Source organism: Bacillus sp. MUM 13, assembly GCF_001866725.1.
Taxonomy (GTDB): domain Bacteria; phylum Bacillota; class Bacilli; order Bacillales; family DSM-1321; genus Peribacillus.
In genome coordinates, this window is record NZ_MLYQ01000027.1 from 86,520 (window position 1) to 103,250 (window position 16,731).

Consider the following 16,731-nt stretch of genomic DNA (forward strand, 5'->3'; position numbering starts at 1 on the left):
TTCAAGAGGTGCGGAGCCTCACTTATAAAAACCGGGCGATGAGGCAAGAATGAAGATTCGGCATAAACAATTTGGATGGAATGAAGGGTATTGTCCCCGTTTAAAGGTGCGGAAAATCACTGAAAGATTAAGATAGAACTAGCATAAACACGATTATATTGTTTATAATGATAAATATGCCTTGAAAATGGGCGAAGAATGGCAGAAATTATATCTTGTATATTATTTTTTATGCAGAAAACATATAGGCTGTTGGAATAGAGAAAGGACGTGCTGGTTTTGAGTTTGAAAAATTTCACAAAAGAGCAAATAAAAGAAATGTCTTTAATAGAAATGACCTATGAATTGCTTGTTGAAAGAAATGAACCATTATCTTTTTCAGATATTATGGCAGAGCTGACTGCTCTTCAAGGAATGAGCAAAGCGGAGAAAGAACGCAAAATTTCACAGTTTTATACAGATTTGAATGTGGATGGCCGCTTTACATCACTTGGAGACTACCGCTGGGGATTGAAAACCTGGTATCCATTCGACCAGATTGAAGAGGAAGTAGTTCATACAGCTAAGCCTAAGAAGAAAAAAGGCAAAAAAGCTGCTGTTGCAGATGATGACTTCGATGAGCTTGAGGATGAAGATCTGGACTTTGAAGAAGATATTGATGATTTAGACGAAGATGAAGATGATCTTCTGGATGATGGTCTCGATGAGGATGAAGATGACGATCTTTTAGAAGATGATGAAGATGAAGAAGATCTTGACGAAGACATTATTGAAGATGAAGAGTTTGATATCGACGAAGATGATGAAGAAGATGAAGATGAAGAAGATTTGGATGATGATGAGGAAAAAGAAAAATAAGAAGTGCTTGACTTTTATCATCGAAATTTGTAGAATCATTTTTGGGCTCCTTAAAAAAGGACACGTTGATAAATTATACCGCTCCCTTACTTTTGTAAGCGGAGCGTTTTTGTTTTTCAAAATAAGATAAGCAGAAATAGCAGGGCTAATCAAATGATGGATGAATGACTGATACATTCAAAAAACATCATTTTTTTGTTTTTTAGAAATGAATTCTCTTTTTATGGAAAAACTATTTGAGAATTCATAATTGGTTCTTTAGGACAGTCTTTTTTTGGGACAGGCAATCATGGAAAAACTTGAAGGGGGATATATGATGACAAAATATATTTTTGTTACAGGCGGAGTAGTTTCTTCCCTGGGAAAAGGAATTACAGCAGCTTCATTAGGAAGATTATTAAAAAATAGAGGGCTGAATGTTACAATTCAGAAATTCGATCCATACATTAACGTAGACCCTGGGACAATGAGCCCTTATCAGCATGGAGAGGTATTCGTAACCGATGATGGCGCTGAAACAGATTTGGATCTTGGCCATTATGAAAGGTTTATCGATATCAACCTTGGTAAGCACAGCAATGTAACGACAGGTAAAATCTACTCTACAGTTCTTAGAAAAGAGCGCAGAGGAGATTATCTGGGAGGAACGGTCCAGGTTATCCCCCACATTACAAATGAAATCAAAGACCGGGTTTTCCGTGCTGGACATGAAACAAATGCAGACGTTGTAATCACAGAAATCGGCGGAACAGTCGGAGATATCGAATCACTGCCATTCCTTGAAGCTATCCGCCAGATCAAGAGTGATATTGGCCGCGATAATGTTATGTACATCCATTGTACGCTTGTTCCTTATATTAAAGCTGCAGGAGAGCTGAAAACAAAGCCGACCCAGCATAGTGTTAAAGAGCTTCGCAGCCTTGGCATTCAGCCAAATATCATTGTAGTTCGTACAGAAATGCCGATTTCACAGGACATGAAGGATAAAATTGCCCTATTCTGTGATATAGACACAAATTCAGTTATTGAATGTGAAGATGCTGATACTCTTTATTCCATCCCGCTTGCGCTTCAGCAGCAGAAAATGGACCAGATTGTGTGCGACCACTTGAAGCTGGATTGCCAGGAAGCTGAAATGACAGAGTGGAAGGCGCTAGTTGAAAAAGTGACTTCCCTATCCAAGACAACTAAAATTGCTCTTGTAGGTAAATACGTTGAGCTGCAGGATGCATACATTTCTGTAGTAGAAGCGTTGAAACACGCTGGTTACACGTTTGATTCAGATATTGACATCAAATGGGTGAATGCAGAAGAAGTGACAAGAGAAAATGTGAATGAACTGCTTGGAGATGCTGACGGCATCCTTGTTCCTGGAGGCTTCGGCGACCGTGGAATTGAAGGGAAGATTTCAGCTATCGAGTATGCTAGGATCAATCAGGTTCCATTCCTTGGCATTTGCCTTGGCATGCAGCTGGCATCAGTGGAATATGCCCGCCATGTGCTCGGACTTGAAGGTGCCCATTCAGCGGAAATTAATCTGGAAACACCGGATCCGATCATCGATCTTCTTCCTGAACAAAAGGATGTTGAAGACTTGGGAGGCACCCTTCGTCTTGGATTATATCCATGTAAGTTGACAGAAGGCACTAAAGCCCATGCTGCTTATCAGGACGAAGTGGTTTATGAGCGCCACCGCCACCGTTTTGAATTCAATAATCACTATCGCCAGGCCATGGAAACAGCTGGATTCATTTTCTCTGGAACTAGCCCTGACGGCAGACTAGTGGAAATTATCGAATTGAAGGATCACCCATGGTTTGTGGCATCACAATTCCACCCGGAATTTATCTCACGCCCAACCCGCCCGCAGCCGTTATTCCGCGACTTTGTTGACGCATCCCTGCAATTCAGTGAAAAATAATTCTAACTGATTGAGCAGTTTAAAAACACCCCGCATCCAGGCATTGGATGCGGGGTGTTTTTTGCGTTAAAAGCTCCAGATCGCGGGAAATGGCGTAATTTTTTTTGTTCCGCTATGCAAGGCGCTTGCGCTTATTATGTAATCCAGCACCTGGCCTCTCGAGGTCATAAGCCCCATCAGAATTGAAGGCAAAGAGCTCCTTCTAGTCTGATGCGTCTTATGCTGGTCAAGGCTGAACAGGCGCTTGCGCTTTTTTAATCCAGCTTCAGCGCCTAGCCCGCTGTGCAAAAGATGTTTTGTCCTCAGAAGGCAAAGAGCGCCTTCTAAGAACAAAACCCTATTTGCTTCACGGGCTGAACAGGCGCTTTCGCTTTTTTATTAATCCAGCTCCAGCGCCTAGCCTCTCGAGGTCATAAGCCACATCAGAATTGAAGGCAAAGAGCGCCTTCTAAGGACAAAACCCTATTTGCTTCACGGGCTGAACAGGCGCTTGCGCTTTTTTATTCGTACTCTTGCAATATTTCTTCCAACGTGAATTTAATTCCGTAATAGGCGAATAGGGCAGCCATTAGTGAAGGGTAGCCGTACCTGCCGCCTGTTTCATCAGGGAGGAGCCCTTTTTTTAGTCTTAGATCAACATGAACATCTGTAATTTTTTCTAATGATCGCTCTTCATCAGCCATGATCGAAGAAACGGCTGCAGTTGGGATGTGCTGTTCCCTGAGGGTTTCTGCCAGTGAAAGTGCTTCGGGATCATTGGCATATCTTGTGAAGATGAGTACTCTGTCTTCAATAGTCAGGGCAGGGCTGCCGGATGCCGTATCGTAAGGTTTGGCATGAGGGAAAATTTCAGGTCCATCGAAGGCTTCTGCAAGGATTCCTTTCATTTCGCCCGTTCCGTGTATATAAATGGTACCGTCCCCGATGGCTGCTTGAGCGAGCAAACGGGCACTGTCTTCAAAGCTAAAGCTTTCTTCATCCATTAATTTCTTAAATACCCCTGTAAGCTGGGTGGAGAACATTTTAAGCATAGAAAATCTCCTTTAATCTCAATGATGATATTATTATAGAACAAAGGCAATCTTTACGGAAGCAAAGCAGTTTTTATGATGCCTAAAAAGTGAGGCTGGAGAACAGCCGGCAGTACAAATCTGCATGATTTCCCCTTTCTGATGTATGTAAAATGAGAGTTTACTGCCTCTATTAATATGGAAAGTGAAAAATAGCTAAATTTTTCACTTTGAAATAGGAGAAAGAAGGAATTTGCTGACAATTGGCGAATTATTGATAAAGGAATAATACATTAAAAGTAAATAGCTGGAATTAGCTTCACGTTGCGGCAGCGGGATTTGATGCATAAAAGTAAATAATTGAAGCTAAGGCTGCAAATGAGGTCGTAATTCTTTCAAATAGGCTTTGTTAAGTTACATTTGTTGATTAAGTGGGTTCGTTTGACTCCTGTGAAAATAGCGCGGGAGGAGAGACCCTGCAGGACTCAGGCTGTGAGTTGGCTTGCGCAGCCCCTGAAGTCTTGAGCCGAAGAATCAGCAGGAAAATTTAGCAGAGCCTTCAAATAAGAAAGAGGTGAGAGAATGAAAGGAAAAATATTAATTGTTGACGACCAATTCGGGATTAGAATTTTGCTCAATGAAGTGCTTCATAAAGAGGGCTACGAAACCTTTCAGGCTGCAAATGGAATTCAGGCCCTGGATGTTGTGAATACCCATTCTCCGGATTTGGTGCTATTAGATATGAAAATACCGGGGATGGATGGAATTGAAATTCTGAAGCGTATGAAACAAGTCGATCCTGATATCCGGGTAATCATCATGACTGCTTATGGTGAACTGGATATGATACAGGAAGCGAAGGATCTAGGTGCAATGACACACTTTGCCAAGCCTTTTGACATTGATGATATCCGGGCAGCGGTAAGGGAATATCTGCCTGTCAAATCTAATTAATCTTTGCCATTCATCGGGAAATAGAAAGTATGCTCAAACCCCGCGGCTCTCTTTTTATAAGATTGCCGTTTTTTAAGGTTTTTTTCTGAATTTATCCTCTAATATAACAGTTCAGATAATTTGTTGCTGTTTTGGGATCATCTTGATATGCTTAATATGGAACGGTATTACTCGGCCGATTGGCGGTGCCGATAGAAAGCCGGATGTAATATCTAGATAGAATGCTAACTTGCAGGATTAATGACTGGTAGGAGGAAATTACATGCCTTTAGTATCCATGAAAGAAATGCTCAACAAAGCTCTTGAAGAAAAATATGCTGTAGGCCAATTCAATATTAATAACCTTGAATGGACACAAGCAATATTAGCTGCTGCCCAACAAGAAAAATCTCCTGTAATCCTTGGTGTATCAGAAGGCGCTGCCCGTCATATGGGCGGATTCAAAACAACGGTCATGATGGTTCAAGGCTTACTTGAAGATATGGAAATCACAGTTCCTGTTGCCATTCATCTAGATCATGGTTCAAGCTTCGAAAACTGCAAAAAGGCCATTGATGCAGGCTTTACTTCAGTAATGATAGATGCTTCCCACCATCCAATTGAAGAGAATATCGAAGAGACTAAAAAAGTTGTAGAATATGCACATTCCAAGAATGTTTCAGTAGAAGCAGAGGTAGGAACGGTTGGCGGACAGGAAGACGACATTGTTGCAGATGGAGTCATTTACGCGGATCCGAAAGAATGTGAGGAGCTCGTTAAACAAACCGGAGTTGACTGTTTCGCTCCTGCCCTGGGATCTGTTCATGGCCCATATAAGGGTGATCCTAATCTGGGCTTTAAAGAAATGGAAGAAGTGCGGGACTTGACTAATACCCCGCTTGTCCTTCATGGAGGAACAGGCATCCCGCTTAAAGACATCCAGAGGGCGATTTCCCTGGGCACCTCAAAAATTAATGTGAATACGGAAAATCAGCTCGTGTTTACACATGCTGTAAGAGAAATATTAACCAAAGATGTGAAGGTTTACGATCCCCGCAAGTATATGGGGCCGGGCCGTGAAGCGATCAAGGAAACTGTTATCGCGAAAATCCGTGACTTCGGTTCTGACGGCAAGGCGTAAATCATTTTATTACAATTCTCGTATATAGAGCCTCTCCCTTCAAGCCTAGGAATTATTGGCAGCCTCTGCACAATTGCTCCGCATCTGGCAGGAAGGGAAGGGCTTTTTTTATTTTATGCAATCCCGAAAAATGGAAATCCGGCTTCTCATCCTGTACACTTAATTGAAAATGCTTTTGAAAACGAAGAGGAATTTTTTATCAATGCCTGAATCAGAAGATTAAGATGGATTTTGGAGCAGCAACTGCAGCGATTCCTGCTGCCGCAAAAGTATTCTGCTGAATGCAAAAGGGTGCAAAGGAAATTTCATTAGTGTGCCGAATGATACTATTAATGAATCCTTGAGTGAAAAGGCAACTTCTTTTCAGGAGATTAGCACTCTCCCTAAACCCTTCTGTATATTCTTCCTTAAATTCTGCAAAATGTAAAATTTTTTCATTTTTTTACATGACTTTTCTATTTTTGTGTAAACTATTACAATAGAACATGAATGATGTCGGTTTTTGGAAAAAAGGTTTTTGGGAAAATACGCCTGATGTTTCAGGCCTTTCATTAGCCTATCTTCTTCAGTGCATAGCGTAGAAGGGAGTATTAACATGGAAAAAATTAAAATTGCCGGAGGATATCCTCTAAAAGGAAATATTCGCGTCAGCGGTGCTAAAAACAGTGCAGTTGCTCTTATTCCAGCTACAATCCTGGGAGATTCCCCAGTTACGATTGAGGGCCTTCCTGATATATCGGATGTGCAGACATTAAAGTCTCTTCTTGAAGAAATAGGAGGAGAGGTTGAATTTAAGGATGGAGAAATGACAGTCGACCCGGGCAAAATGATTTCCATGCCGCTCCCAAATGGGCGTGTGAAGATGCTTCGTGCTTCTTACTACCTTATGGGCGCCATGCTTGGCAAGTTCAAAAAGGCAGTGATTGGGCTGCCTGGAGGCTGTCACTTGGGACCGCGCCCGATCGATCAGCATATCAAAGGCTTTGAAGCGCTTGGGGCACAGGTGACCAATGAGCAGGGAGCGATTTACCTGAGAGCGGACGAGTTAAGAGGGGCAAGGATTTATCTTGATGTTGTAAGTGTCGGCGCAACCATCAATATCATGCTTGCTGCTGTGCTGGCTAAAGGCCGCACTGTTATTGAGAATGCTGCGAAGGAACCTGAAATCATTGATGTAGCGACCCTTCTGACAAATATGGGAGCGAAAATCAAAGGAGCGGGCACGGATATTATCAGAATTGATGGTGTCGAATCACTAAGCGGGTGCAAGCATACAATCATTCCGGACCGGATTGAAGCTGGAACCTTCATGATCCTGGCAGCAGCAGCGGGAGATGGAATCCTGATTGATAATGTCATTCCGCAGCATCTTGAATCATTGACAGCAAAGCTTAGGGAAATGGGCGTCAATATAGAAGCGGGGGATGACCAGATTTTTGTTTCACCAGGGCAAAAATTCAAGTCAGTCGATATAAAGACCCTTGTATACCCTGGATTTCCAACTGATCTGCAGCAGCCGTTCACGTCATTGCTGACAAAGGCGGAAGGCTCAAGTGTCGTAACGGATACAATATATGGAGCGCGCTTTAAACATATTGACGAGCTGAGAAGAATGAACGCTTCCATTAAGGTGGAAGGAAGGGCTGCCATTATAAATGGACCCGTACAGCTGCAGGGTGCAAAGGTAAAAGCAAGTGATTTGCGGGCAGGTGCGGCTCTTGTCATTGCCGGCCTTATGGCAGAAGGAATCACCGAGGTAACAGGGGTGGAACATATTGACCGCGGATACAGCCACCTCGTAGAAAAGCTGTCAGGACTTGGTGCCACGATTTGGCGCGAGAAGATGACTGCTCTGGAAGTAGAGCAGCTCAAGCATTAAAGCGTACACGTTATCTCCTAACTTCTCTAAACCTATTTGTGTTAAAGTACTCGCTTTATTGTGTTATACTAATTTACGTGAAAAATCAGATTAGACATACTTAGGGGGATTCTCACATGGAAAGAAGTCTATCAATGGAGCTTGTCCGGGTGACTGAGCTGGCAGCATTGGCTTCAGCACGCTGGATGGGAAGAGGCAAAAAAGACGAAGCGGATGATGCAGCTACTACTGCCATGAGGGATGTATTCAACACGATTCCAATGCAGGGCACAGTGGTAATCGGCGAAGGGGAAATGGACGAAGCGCCGATGCTGTATATAGGAGAAAAGCTTGGCTTAGGCACCGGGCCGCTTGTTGATGTTGCGGTAGATCCGCTCGAAGGTACAAACATCGTAGCTGCAGGAGGGTGGAATGCGCTGGCTGTGCTTGCCATTGCAGATCACGGAAACCTTTTGCATGCCCCTGATATGTATATGGATAAAATTGCAGTCGGACCTGAAGCAGTTGGCCAAATCGATATTAATGCCTCGGTTCTGGACAACCTTAAAGCAGTGGCAAAGGCCAAAAATAAAGATATTGAAGATGTAGTGGCCACTGTATTGAACAGGGACCGCCATGCAGATATTGTCCATGAGTTAAGAGAGGCCGGAGCGCGCATCAAGCTCATTAACGAAGGTGATATTGCCGGTGCCATCAATACGGCCTTTGACATGACAGGCGTAGATATTCTGTTTGGCTCTGGCGGAGCTCCTGAGGGAGTTATCGCTGCAGTAGCCCTAAAGTGCCTGGGCGGAGAAATACAGGGGAAACTGCTGCCGCAGAGCGATGCAGAGTTAGAGCGATGCATCAAAATGGGACTGGATGTAAACAGCACCTTGAGGATGGAAGACCTTGTGCGCGGTGATGATGCTATATTTGCTGCAACAGGTGTAACAGACGGTGAGCTTCTGAAAGGCGTTCAGTTTAAAGGCCAGCACGGCATCACACATTCCCTTGTCATGCGTGCCAAATCCGGGACGGTTCGCTTCATTGATGGAAGGCATAGCCTTAAAAGAAAGCCAAATCTTTCCAACTACTGATTTCCTGAATATACACCTGGCTGCTGCGGGATGTCACTTGTTCCTGCAGCGAATCCTTTATATATCAAGACGGGAAGCGCTCCTGCCGATTAAGGGCGCTGTGCCTCCTGTCAAAAAAAAGCGGGCGGATTTTATCGCTCGCTTTCGCTGTAAAAAAATAAAAGTTGAATAATTAAAGCAAAAAAAGTAAAATAGGTTTTGTTTTCAAAAGTTTTCTTAAAAAGAAATTCTGCTTACTACTCCTAACTTCAAGAAGCCTTCAATTAACTTCTTCATTAACTTGTAAGAAAGTAAATATCTCTTCTACAAAAGAAAAAAGCCTTGCCGGCAAAATAAAAAATAAATTTTTACTATCCAAATTCTTCTTTCGCGAAGCGGGTGTAAACGTTTTAATTAAATAAAGTGTGGTGTCATAATGAATTTAACAATTTCTAATTTAGAGACGATGAAGCTAAAGGACTTATACGAGCATGCCCGCCAGTATAAAGTTTCCTATTACAGTAAACTATCAAAAAAAGAGCTTATCTTTGCAATACTTAAAGCCCAGGCTGAACAAGACGGGCTGCTTTTCATGGAAGGCGTTCTTGAAATCATCCCTTCTGAGGGTTTTGGTTTTCTGCGCCCAATCAACTATTCTCCGAGCTCGGAGGACATTTACATTTCCGCATCGCAAATCCGAAGATTTGATCTTCGCAATGGAGATAAGGTGTCAGGGAAAGTAAGGCCTCCTAAGGAGAATGAACGGTATTATGGGCTTCTGCATGTAGAGGCTGTGAACGGGGACAACCCGGAATCGGCTAAAGAACGTGTCCATTTTCCGGGATTGACTCCTCTTTACCCTGATCGCCAAATCAAGCTTGAAACCGAGCCGAAACATATATCGACGAGGATTATGGATGTTCTTGCACCAGTTGGATTCGGGCAGAGGGGATTAATCGTTGCGCCTCCTAAAGCCGGTAAAACGATGCTGATCAAGGAAATTGCAAACTCAATCACAACCAATCACCCTGAAGCTGAATTGATCGTTCTGCTGATTGATGAACGCCCTGAGGAAGTGACGGATATTGAGCGTTCTGTTGCTGGGGATGTGGTCAGTTCCACTTTCGATGAAGTTCCTGAAAACCACATTAAAGTGGCGGAACTTGTTTTGGAAAGAGCCATGCGCCTTGTTGAGCATAAGCGGGATGTCATCATTTTAATGGATAGCATAACTCGTCTTGCGCGCGCTTATAACCTTGTCATTCCGCCGAGCGGACGTACACTGTCAGGCGGTATTGACCCTGCAGCCTTCCATCGTCCTAAACGCTTCTTTGGGGCAGCGAGGAATATTGAAGAAGGCGGCAGCTTGACCATTCTCGCTACAGCCCTTGTGGACACAGGTTCACGGATGGACGATGTGATTTATGAGGAGTTTAAAGGAACAGGAAATATGGAGCTTCACCTGGATCGCTCTCTTGCAGAGAAACGCATCTTCCCAGCCATTGACATCCGCCGTTCCGGTACCCGAAAGGAAGAGCTTCTCATTCCCAAGGATCGTCTTGATAAACTATGGGCCATCCGCAAAACGATGTCTGATACACCCGACTTTGCTGAGAAGTTTCTGCGCCGCTTGAGACAAACGAAGGGCAATGAAGAATTTTTTGCCAAGCTTGAGGAAGAAATGAAAAAGAGCCCTCAAGGAACAAAACGTTCTTAGTATTCTCTATTAAACAGTTGCAAAGCTAGTTTATAGTTGATATAATGAGTTCATGTGTTTTTACAATATCTGTGAGGAGTTATAAATCCTCGCCTTATATAACTCTGTTTCGAATGATTCAGGGCAGAAGGAGCTGAAAAAGATGAAAGCTGGAATTCATCCAAATTATAAAACTGCAACAGTAACATGCTCTTGCGGAAACAAGTTTGAAACTGGTTCAGTAAAAGAAGATATCCGCGTTGAAACTTGCGCTGAATGTCATCCATTCTACACTGGACGTCAAAAATTCGCTGAAGCTGGCGGACGTGTTGACCGTTTCAACAAAAAATACGGCCTTAAGTAATAAGAAGAAACTTCAGAAACAGGCAAGTGCAATTTCTTGCCTGTTTTTTTCATGCAAGATAGAAGACATATGCTACATAAACCACGGGTAAAAGAGGCGAAAATGGGGAGTTTAAGACCTATACCCCCCTTTTTGAAGAAACGGCAGTCCTCATGATTTTCCCGCCTTATTCCGGCCTGCCCGGTCGTGGTTTTTCAGAAAGTTTATTACTGTGTGAAGGGAGAGGCTGTTTCAATGTACGTAATGAAACAATCTGGCTGGATGGAGCTCATTTGCGGAAGCATGTTTTCCGGAAAATCCGAGGAATTAATAAAAAGAGTCAGCCGCGCTCAATTTGCTAAACAGCAGATTGCTGTCTTTAAGCCGGTTTTGGATAATCGCTATGCAAAAGAAGCTGTTGTGTCACATAGCGGTACATCGGTAATAGCAAAACCAATTTCACATTCTACAGAAATTTTTCAATATATCCATGAAGACCTGGATGTTGTGGCCATAGATGAAGTGCAGTTTTTTGACGATGAAATTGTGGACGTAGCGCAGCATCTTGCTGATAGCGGCTATCACGTCATTCTGGCAGGCCTTGACCAGGATTTCCGCGGCGAACCATTTGGCCCTGTGCCGGACTTAATGGCTTTGGCTGAATCAGTTACCAAGCTGCAGGCAGTGTGTGCAGTATGCGGATCCCCTGCAAGCAGAACACAGCGGCTTATTAATGGTTCCCCTGCTTCCCATGATGATCCTGTCATTCTTGTTGGCGCATCGGAAAGCTATGAACCGAGATGCAGACATCATCACGAAGTGCCGGGAAGTTCAGATAGGCTAAAGGAAAAAGAATGGAAAAGCACAAAATTATAGATTACTGCGTGAAGACGAATGTCTTTGTGCAGTTTTTTTTTATTTTATTTTAAGGACCATGCCTGCAATGACAAGCAGTCTGCAGAACATTTTGGCTTCATTTTTTCTGATAGAGACTGTTTGAAGGCTGAACAGGACGTATGAGGCAGCAGGTAATTTTCATTTCTTTTATGGGAAAGCTAAAAAGAACATACAGCGATATAGCAAATAGCGCATAATTAGGCAGAAACAGGCTTTTCTGCTCCATTGATGTGTTTGATTGTCTTTGACGTGTATTCTTCACCTATACTATAATGACACTATATGGAGAAACTGAAATGGCATAGGAAAACATATGCCTTGAACGCCCATTGACCAATCAGGCACCTTTTTTGGCCTAACTCATCGTGAGCGGCCAGAAGAAAAGCCGGAAATATTATGAGGTGAATATTGTGTTTGATCGATTACAGGCTGTTGAAGATAGATATGAAAGATTAAATGAATTGCTAAGCGATCCGGAAATCATTAATGACTCGAAGAAGCTGAGAGAGTACTCAAAAGAGCAATCGGACATTCAGGACACCGTGATGGCATACAAGGAATATAAGCAGGTGAAAGAGCAGCATGGGGACGCTAAGGCCATGCTTGAGGAAAAGCTTGATCCGGAAATGCGCGAAATGGTAAAAGAAGAACTCAGTGAGCTTGAAGATTCATTGACAGATTGGGAAGAAAAGCTGAAAATCCTCTTGATTCCAAAAGACCCGAATGATGATAAAAACGTAATCATGGAAATAAGGGGAGCTGCAGGAGGGGATGAAGCTGCATTATTTGCAGGAAGCCTTTACAGAATGTACAGCCGTTTTGCGGAGGTACAGGGCTGGAAGACGGAAGTCATGGAATCGAGCCCCACAGGACTTGGCGGCTTTAAAGAAATTATCTTCATGATCAACGGAAAAGGAGCATATTCCAAGCTGAAGTTTGAAAATGGCGCCCACCGTGTTCAGCGTGTTCCGGAAACCGAGTCAGGAGGCCGTATCCATACTTCAACGGCAACGGTAGCGGTTTTGCCTGAGGCTGAAGAGGTTGAAATTGAGATACATGATAAAGATATCCGTGTGGATACCTTTGCATCAAGCGGTCCTGGAGGGCAGAGCGTTAATACCACCATGTCGGCTGTCCGCCTTACCCATCTTCCGACGAATACTGTCGTTTCCATCCAGGATGAAAAATCTCAAATAAAAAATAAGGAAAAAGCGATGAAGGTTCTTCGTGCCCGCGTGTATGACAAATTTCAGCGTGAAGCACAGGCAGAATATGATCAAAACAGAAAGCTTGCGGTTGGAACAGGAGACCGTTCTGAACGGATCAGAACATATAATTTCCCTCAAAACCGGGTTACGGACCACCGGATTGGATTAACCATTCAGAAGCTTGATCAAATCATTGAAGGAAAGCTTGATGAAGTGATTGATGCTCTGATCCTTGAAGATCAATCTTCAAGACTGGAAAATTCGGATGACTAATTCATTTACGAAAGTATATGAAGCCCTGAATTGGGCTTCTTCTTTTTTAAAAGAAAATGGACGCGATGAAAATGCCGGTGAAATCCTGCTGAAGCATATCCTGGGCATGAGCAGGTCCCAATTGCTCGCCAGCCTGCAGGACTTGCTGCCGAAAGAAGCTGGCTTATCCTTCGAAAAGGCTGTAAAGCGACATGCTGATGGCAAGCCTGTTCAATATATAATAGGATCAGAGGAGTTTTACGGCAGGACATTTATGGTGAATGAAGAGGTCCTTATCCCAAGACCTGAAACGGAAGAGCTGATTTATCATACCATCGGGAAAATTCCTGGAATCTTTCCGGGCAGGAACGATTTGGAGCTCGCAGATATCGGGACTGGAAGCGGTGCTATTGCCATCACCATGAAGCTTGAAGTTCCTGAATTGAATGTTACTGCAACGGATATTGCAGTGCCCTCCCTTGAGGCAGCAAGAAAGAACAGCGAAGAGCTGAAGGCAGATGTAAGCTTTGTTTCAGGAGATATGCTATTGCCCCTGATTGCAGATGGGAGAAGGTTTGACATCATCCTGTCAAACCCGCCGTATATTCCGATAGAAGACAAGAAAGATATGTCTATTGTTGTTACGGGCCATGAGCCGCACCGTGCGTTATTTGCAGGAGCGGATGGTCTGGATTTTTACCGGCGATTTATGGAGCAGCTTCCCAAAGCTATTAAAAAGCCGGGACTCATTGGCTTTGAAATTGGAGCGGGCCAGGGAAAGGCTGTAGCTGCACTTTTGCAGGGAACTTTCCCCGCTGCCGATGTTTCAGTCATCAATGATATTAACGGCAAGGACCGGATGGTTTTCGCCGAAATAAAGTAAGATGAAAGAAAAGGGGCCAGACCCCTTTTTCTTTTTTAAAAAGGCTCATTTTTTTAAGAGAGGCGATCTCTTAGGTTGATTGAGGTGTGAGACTCCTGCGGGATGAGCGGAACGGGCGCAGCGGAGGCTCACCGCCCGCCCCGCGGAAAGCGAGCATCCTGAAGCGGAAATGGACCCCTTGTTCAGGTAGCAGCTGCGTTTACGAAAACATTCTTAAATGAATCAATTTAGTAGTTTAAGATATCCCTCTTCTGGACAGACTGGCTGTTGAGGGGGAGAGAACATGAAAAGAAAACATTTAGCCATTATCTATCTATTAATCTTAACTTTAGGAACAATCTCAAGTTTATATATGCCTAAAACAGAAACAGCATCGGCAAAGAATTCGGTTGTAATTCCAGATCAGGCAATCAGGCTCCGGATTTTAGCCAACAGTGATAAAGAAGAAGACCAGGAGATCAAAAGGTCTATCAGAGACAAGGTCAACCAGGATATTACAGGCTGGGTGGGCCAGTTAACCTCCATTAAAGAGGCAAGGAAAGTGATTGTTTCACATCTGCCCGATATTCAAAAAAGGGCAGAAGAAATGATGAAAAAACAGGGTTTGGACCAAGCTGTGAAGGTACGGTTTGGCAAGGCGGATTTCCCGACCAAACTATACGGCCAATATCTATATCCTGCTGGAGATTATGAGGCAGTGGTTATCACGCTGGGTGACGGTGAAGGAGCTAATTGGTGGTGTGTACTGTTCCCGCCTTTATGCTTCCTTGATTTTTCAAACGGCACAGCAGTCAGCCAGAGTCCGATGAAGGAAGATCAAAATGAGCCTGATGTAAAGACGCCTGTAGCAGAAGAAAAAAGTAATTCTGCCGGGGTACCGGATTTAAAGGAATCGGATAAGCATTCTTCACAGACAGCTGCTTCCGATGACAAGGCAGAATCTGAATCATCGTCAGTCACGCCGCTGAATGCCAATTACCAGGAAGAAAATGAAAAGCATGACGATGTCTTTGCAAGCAGTGAAGAACAGCCTGTTGTAGTCAAATCATTTTTTGCCGAAATATTCTCTGACATTTTCTAAAACATTTATTGATTTCTGTGCTGGGGAGCAGTGTTGCAGGCGGGAAACAAAGGACGCTTGGCTAATGCTCCCTGAATCTTTCGTTTGTGACAAAATAAGCGGCAAGCTAACAAAATCTGCAGCTGATTTTTTGAGTAAGAAGGCAGTATGTGTATTTTCCTTTAAAATGCTATGTATATTTGCCGGGAAAAAGTTATCTACAGGAAAAAGCTGTGGATATGTGTCAAATGATTTAAAATTGTCAAATATCCACATAGTTGTCCACATTATCCTCATAGTTATGCACAATTTGTGGATAACGCTTGTATTCCTTTTTTTCTTCTTTTATACTTTCAAAGTACCAAAAAGATAAAAATACGGAATTTCAAAGGGGAAATTAACTTTAGTAAGTATTTTTGCCGATGAAATGCACAAATAAAGTGAAGGTGTTAACAATGAAAACAAATATTTGGACGGTGGATAATAATGTGGACAAGTCAGATAGTTATCCACAATTAAAAAATGCCGCTGTTTTGCTGCAGAAAAATGAGGTAGTTGCCTTTCCTACTGAAACAGTTTACGGATTAGGAGCCAATGCAAAAAGCGATGAAGCTGTGAAAAAAGTTTTCCTGGCAAAAGGCCGTCCAAGCGATAATCCGCTAATTGTTCATATCGCTTCTAAAGAACAGCTCAATGAAATCGTAGCGAGCGTACCAGAGGCAGCTAAAACGTTAATGAATAAGTTTTGGCCAGGACCATTGACTATTATTCTAGAAAAACGTCAAGGTGTCCTTTCGGAAATTGTGACAGCTGGATTGAATACTGTAGGTGTAAGAATGCCGGACCATCCTGTTGCACTAAGCCTGATTGCAAAAAGCGGGCTGCCGATCGCTGCCCCTAGTGCAAATACCTCTGGAAAGCCAAGTCCTACCTCTGCGGGACATGTGGAATCTGATTTAATAGGAAAGATTGCCGGCATTGTGGATGGCGGCCCTACAGGTGTAGGGGTCGAGTCTACCGTGATTGACTGTACGTCAGCTACTCCGGTTATTTTAAGGCCAGGGGGCATTACAAAGAAAGAGATTGAAGAAACAATCGGTACTGTGATTCTGGATTCTTCGCTGAAGGATGCAGCGGCCGCTCCGAAGGCACCTGGAATGAAATATACCCACTATGCCCCAAAAGCACCGCTTGAACTGGTAAAAGGGGATATGGAATTTCTGCAGAACATCGCAGATCGTAAACAGTCAGAGGGATTGAAGGTTGGGATTATAGCTGCTGCTGAACATATCGGATACTATCATGCAGACTATATTCTTTCTCCGGGAAAGCTTGCTGATTTAAGAACGGTAGCTCAAGGATTGTATGATACTTTAAGGAAATTCGATGAACTGGATGCTGATATCATTTTAAGCGAGGTTTTTCCTGAACAGGGAATTGGCGAAGCAGTCATGAACAGGCTTTATAAGGCAGCGGGACATCATGTAATTTCACAAAATGATAAATATTGATCGATTTTTTATCTCTTGCGTGCAAGCCTCCTGGACCAGCAAAGCTGTCCAGTGCGGCTTGTTTTTTTAATTCTTTTTATT

The 16,731-nt window shown here is 43.3% G+C and carries 15 protein-coding genes; 13 read left to right on the plus strand and 2 right to left on the minus strand.

What is annotated here, in order from left to right:
* The first annotated feature begins 270 nt into the window (after positions 1 to 270).
* Entirely contained in the window at positions 271 to 858 is a 588-nt protein-coding gene (gene rpoE / locus BIV59_RS08595) for a DNA-directed RNA polymerase subunit delta (protein WP_346417320.1), read from the plus strand.
* Positions 859 to 1,174: 316 nt separating this feature from the next.
* On the plus strand, positions 1,175 to 2,779 hold the full coding sequence (locus BIV59_RS08600; protein ID WP_071351061.1) for a CTP synthase: 1,605 nt from the start codon (positions 1,175 to 1,177) through the stop codon (positions 2,777 to 2,779).
* Positions 2,780 to 3,279: 500 nt separating this feature from the next.
* Here the strand turns inward: BIV59_RS08600 and BIV59_RS08610 are convergent, their stop codons facing one another.
* On the minus strand, positions 3,280 to 3,810 hold the full coding sequence (locus BIV59_RS08610; RefSeq protein WP_071351063.1) for a DUF2529 domain-containing protein: 531 nt from the start codon (positions 3,808 to 3,810) through the stop codon (positions 3,280 to 3,282).
* Positions 3,811 to 4,371: 561 nt separating this feature from the next.
* Here BIV59_RS08610 and BIV59_RS08615 point away from each other — a divergent pair.
* From BIV59_RS08615 to spoIIR, 10 genes are all read left to right on the plus strand, one after another.
* Positions 4,372 to 4,743 carry a response regulator gene (locus BIV59_RS08615; RefSeq protein ID WP_071351064.1) on the plus strand — a complete coding sequence of 124 codons (372 nt, stop codon included), beginning with the start codon at positions 4,372 to 4,374 and terminating at the stop codon, positions 4,741 to 4,743.
* Positions 4,744 to 5,005: 262 nt separating this feature from the next.
* The gene (locus BIV59_RS08620) at positions 5,006 to 5,863 is read left to right on the plus strand and encodes a class II fructose-bisphosphate aldolase (protein WP_071351065.1); all 858 of its coding nucleotides are present in this window, start codon (positions 5,006 to 5,008) and stop codon (positions 5,861 to 5,863) included.
* 595 nt (positions 5,864 to 6,458) lie between these two features.
* Positions 6,459 to 7,742, plus strand: coding sequence for a UDP-N-acetylglucosamine 1-carboxyvinyltransferase (locus tag BIV59_RS08630; RefSeq protein ID WP_071351067.1), 1,284 nt, complete (start codon positions 6,459 to 6,461; stop codon positions 7,740 to 7,742).
* Positions 7,743 to 7,858: 116 nt separating this feature from the next.
* Complete coding sequence (glpX, locus tag BIV59_RS08635) at positions 7,859 to 8,821, plus strand: class II fructose-bisphosphatase (protein ID WP_071351068.1); 963 nt, start codon at positions 7,859 to 7,861, stop codon at positions 8,819 to 8,821.
* 415 nt (positions 8,822 to 9,236) lie between these two features.
* The gene (rho, locus tag BIV59_RS08640) at positions 9,237 to 10,517 is read left to right on the plus strand and encodes a transcription termination factor Rho (protein ID WP_071351069.1); all 1,281 of its coding nucleotides are present in this window, start codon (positions 9,237 to 9,239) and stop codon (positions 10,515 to 10,517) included.
* A 142-nt stretch (positions 10,518 to 10,659) separates the two neighbouring features.
* Positions 10,660 to 10,860 (plus strand): 50S ribosomal protein L31, encoded by a 201-nt coding sequence (gene rpmE, locus BIV59_RS08645; RefSeq protein WP_071351070.1) that lies wholly within the window; start codon positions 10,660 to 10,662, stop codon positions 10,858 to 10,860.
* A gap of 234 nt (positions 10,861 to 11,094) precedes the next feature.
* A complete protein-coding gene (locus BIV59_RS08650; protein WP_071351071.1) occupies positions 11,095 to 11,715 on the plus strand; it encodes a thymidine kinase in 621 nt (206 codons plus the stop codon).
* A gap of 431 nt (positions 11,716 to 12,146) precedes the next feature.
* Positions 12,147 to 13,217 (plus strand): peptide chain release factor 1, encoded by a 1,071-nt coding sequence (gene prfA, locus BIV59_RS08655; protein WP_071351072.1) that lies wholly within the window; start codon positions 12,147 to 12,149, stop codon positions 13,215 to 13,217.
* Entirely contained in the window at positions 13,210 to 14,079 is an 870-nt protein-coding gene (gene prmC / locus BIV59_RS08660) for a peptide chain release factor N(5)-glutamine methyltransferase (RefSeq protein WP_071351073.1), read from the plus strand. Before prfA ends, prmC begins: the two co-directional genes overlap by 8 nt.
* 283 nt (positions 14,080 to 14,362) lie before the next feature.
* Entirely contained in the window at positions 14,363 to 15,160 is a 798-nt protein-coding gene (spoIIR, locus tag BIV59_RS08665; RefSeq protein ID WP_071351074.1) for a stage II sporulation protein R, read from the plus strand.
* Here spoIIR and BIV59_RS08670 read toward each other — a convergent pair.
* Entirely contained in the window at positions 15,125 to 15,415 is a 291-nt protein-coding gene (locus BIV59_RS08670; RefSeq protein ID WP_071351075.1) for a hypothetical protein, read from the minus strand. The two genes, spoIIR and BIV59_RS08670, sit on opposite strands and share 36 nt — an antisense overlap.
* 179 nt (positions 15,416 to 15,594) lie before the next feature.
* Between BIV59_RS08670 and BIV59_RS08675 the strand changes: the two genes are divergently transcribed.
* A complete protein-coding gene (locus BIV59_RS08675; protein WP_071351076.1) occupies positions 15,595 to 16,650 on the plus strand; it encodes an L-threonylcarbamoyladenylate synthase in 1,056 nt (351 codons plus the stop codon).
* Positions 16,651 to 16,731: the final 81 nt, after the last annotated feature.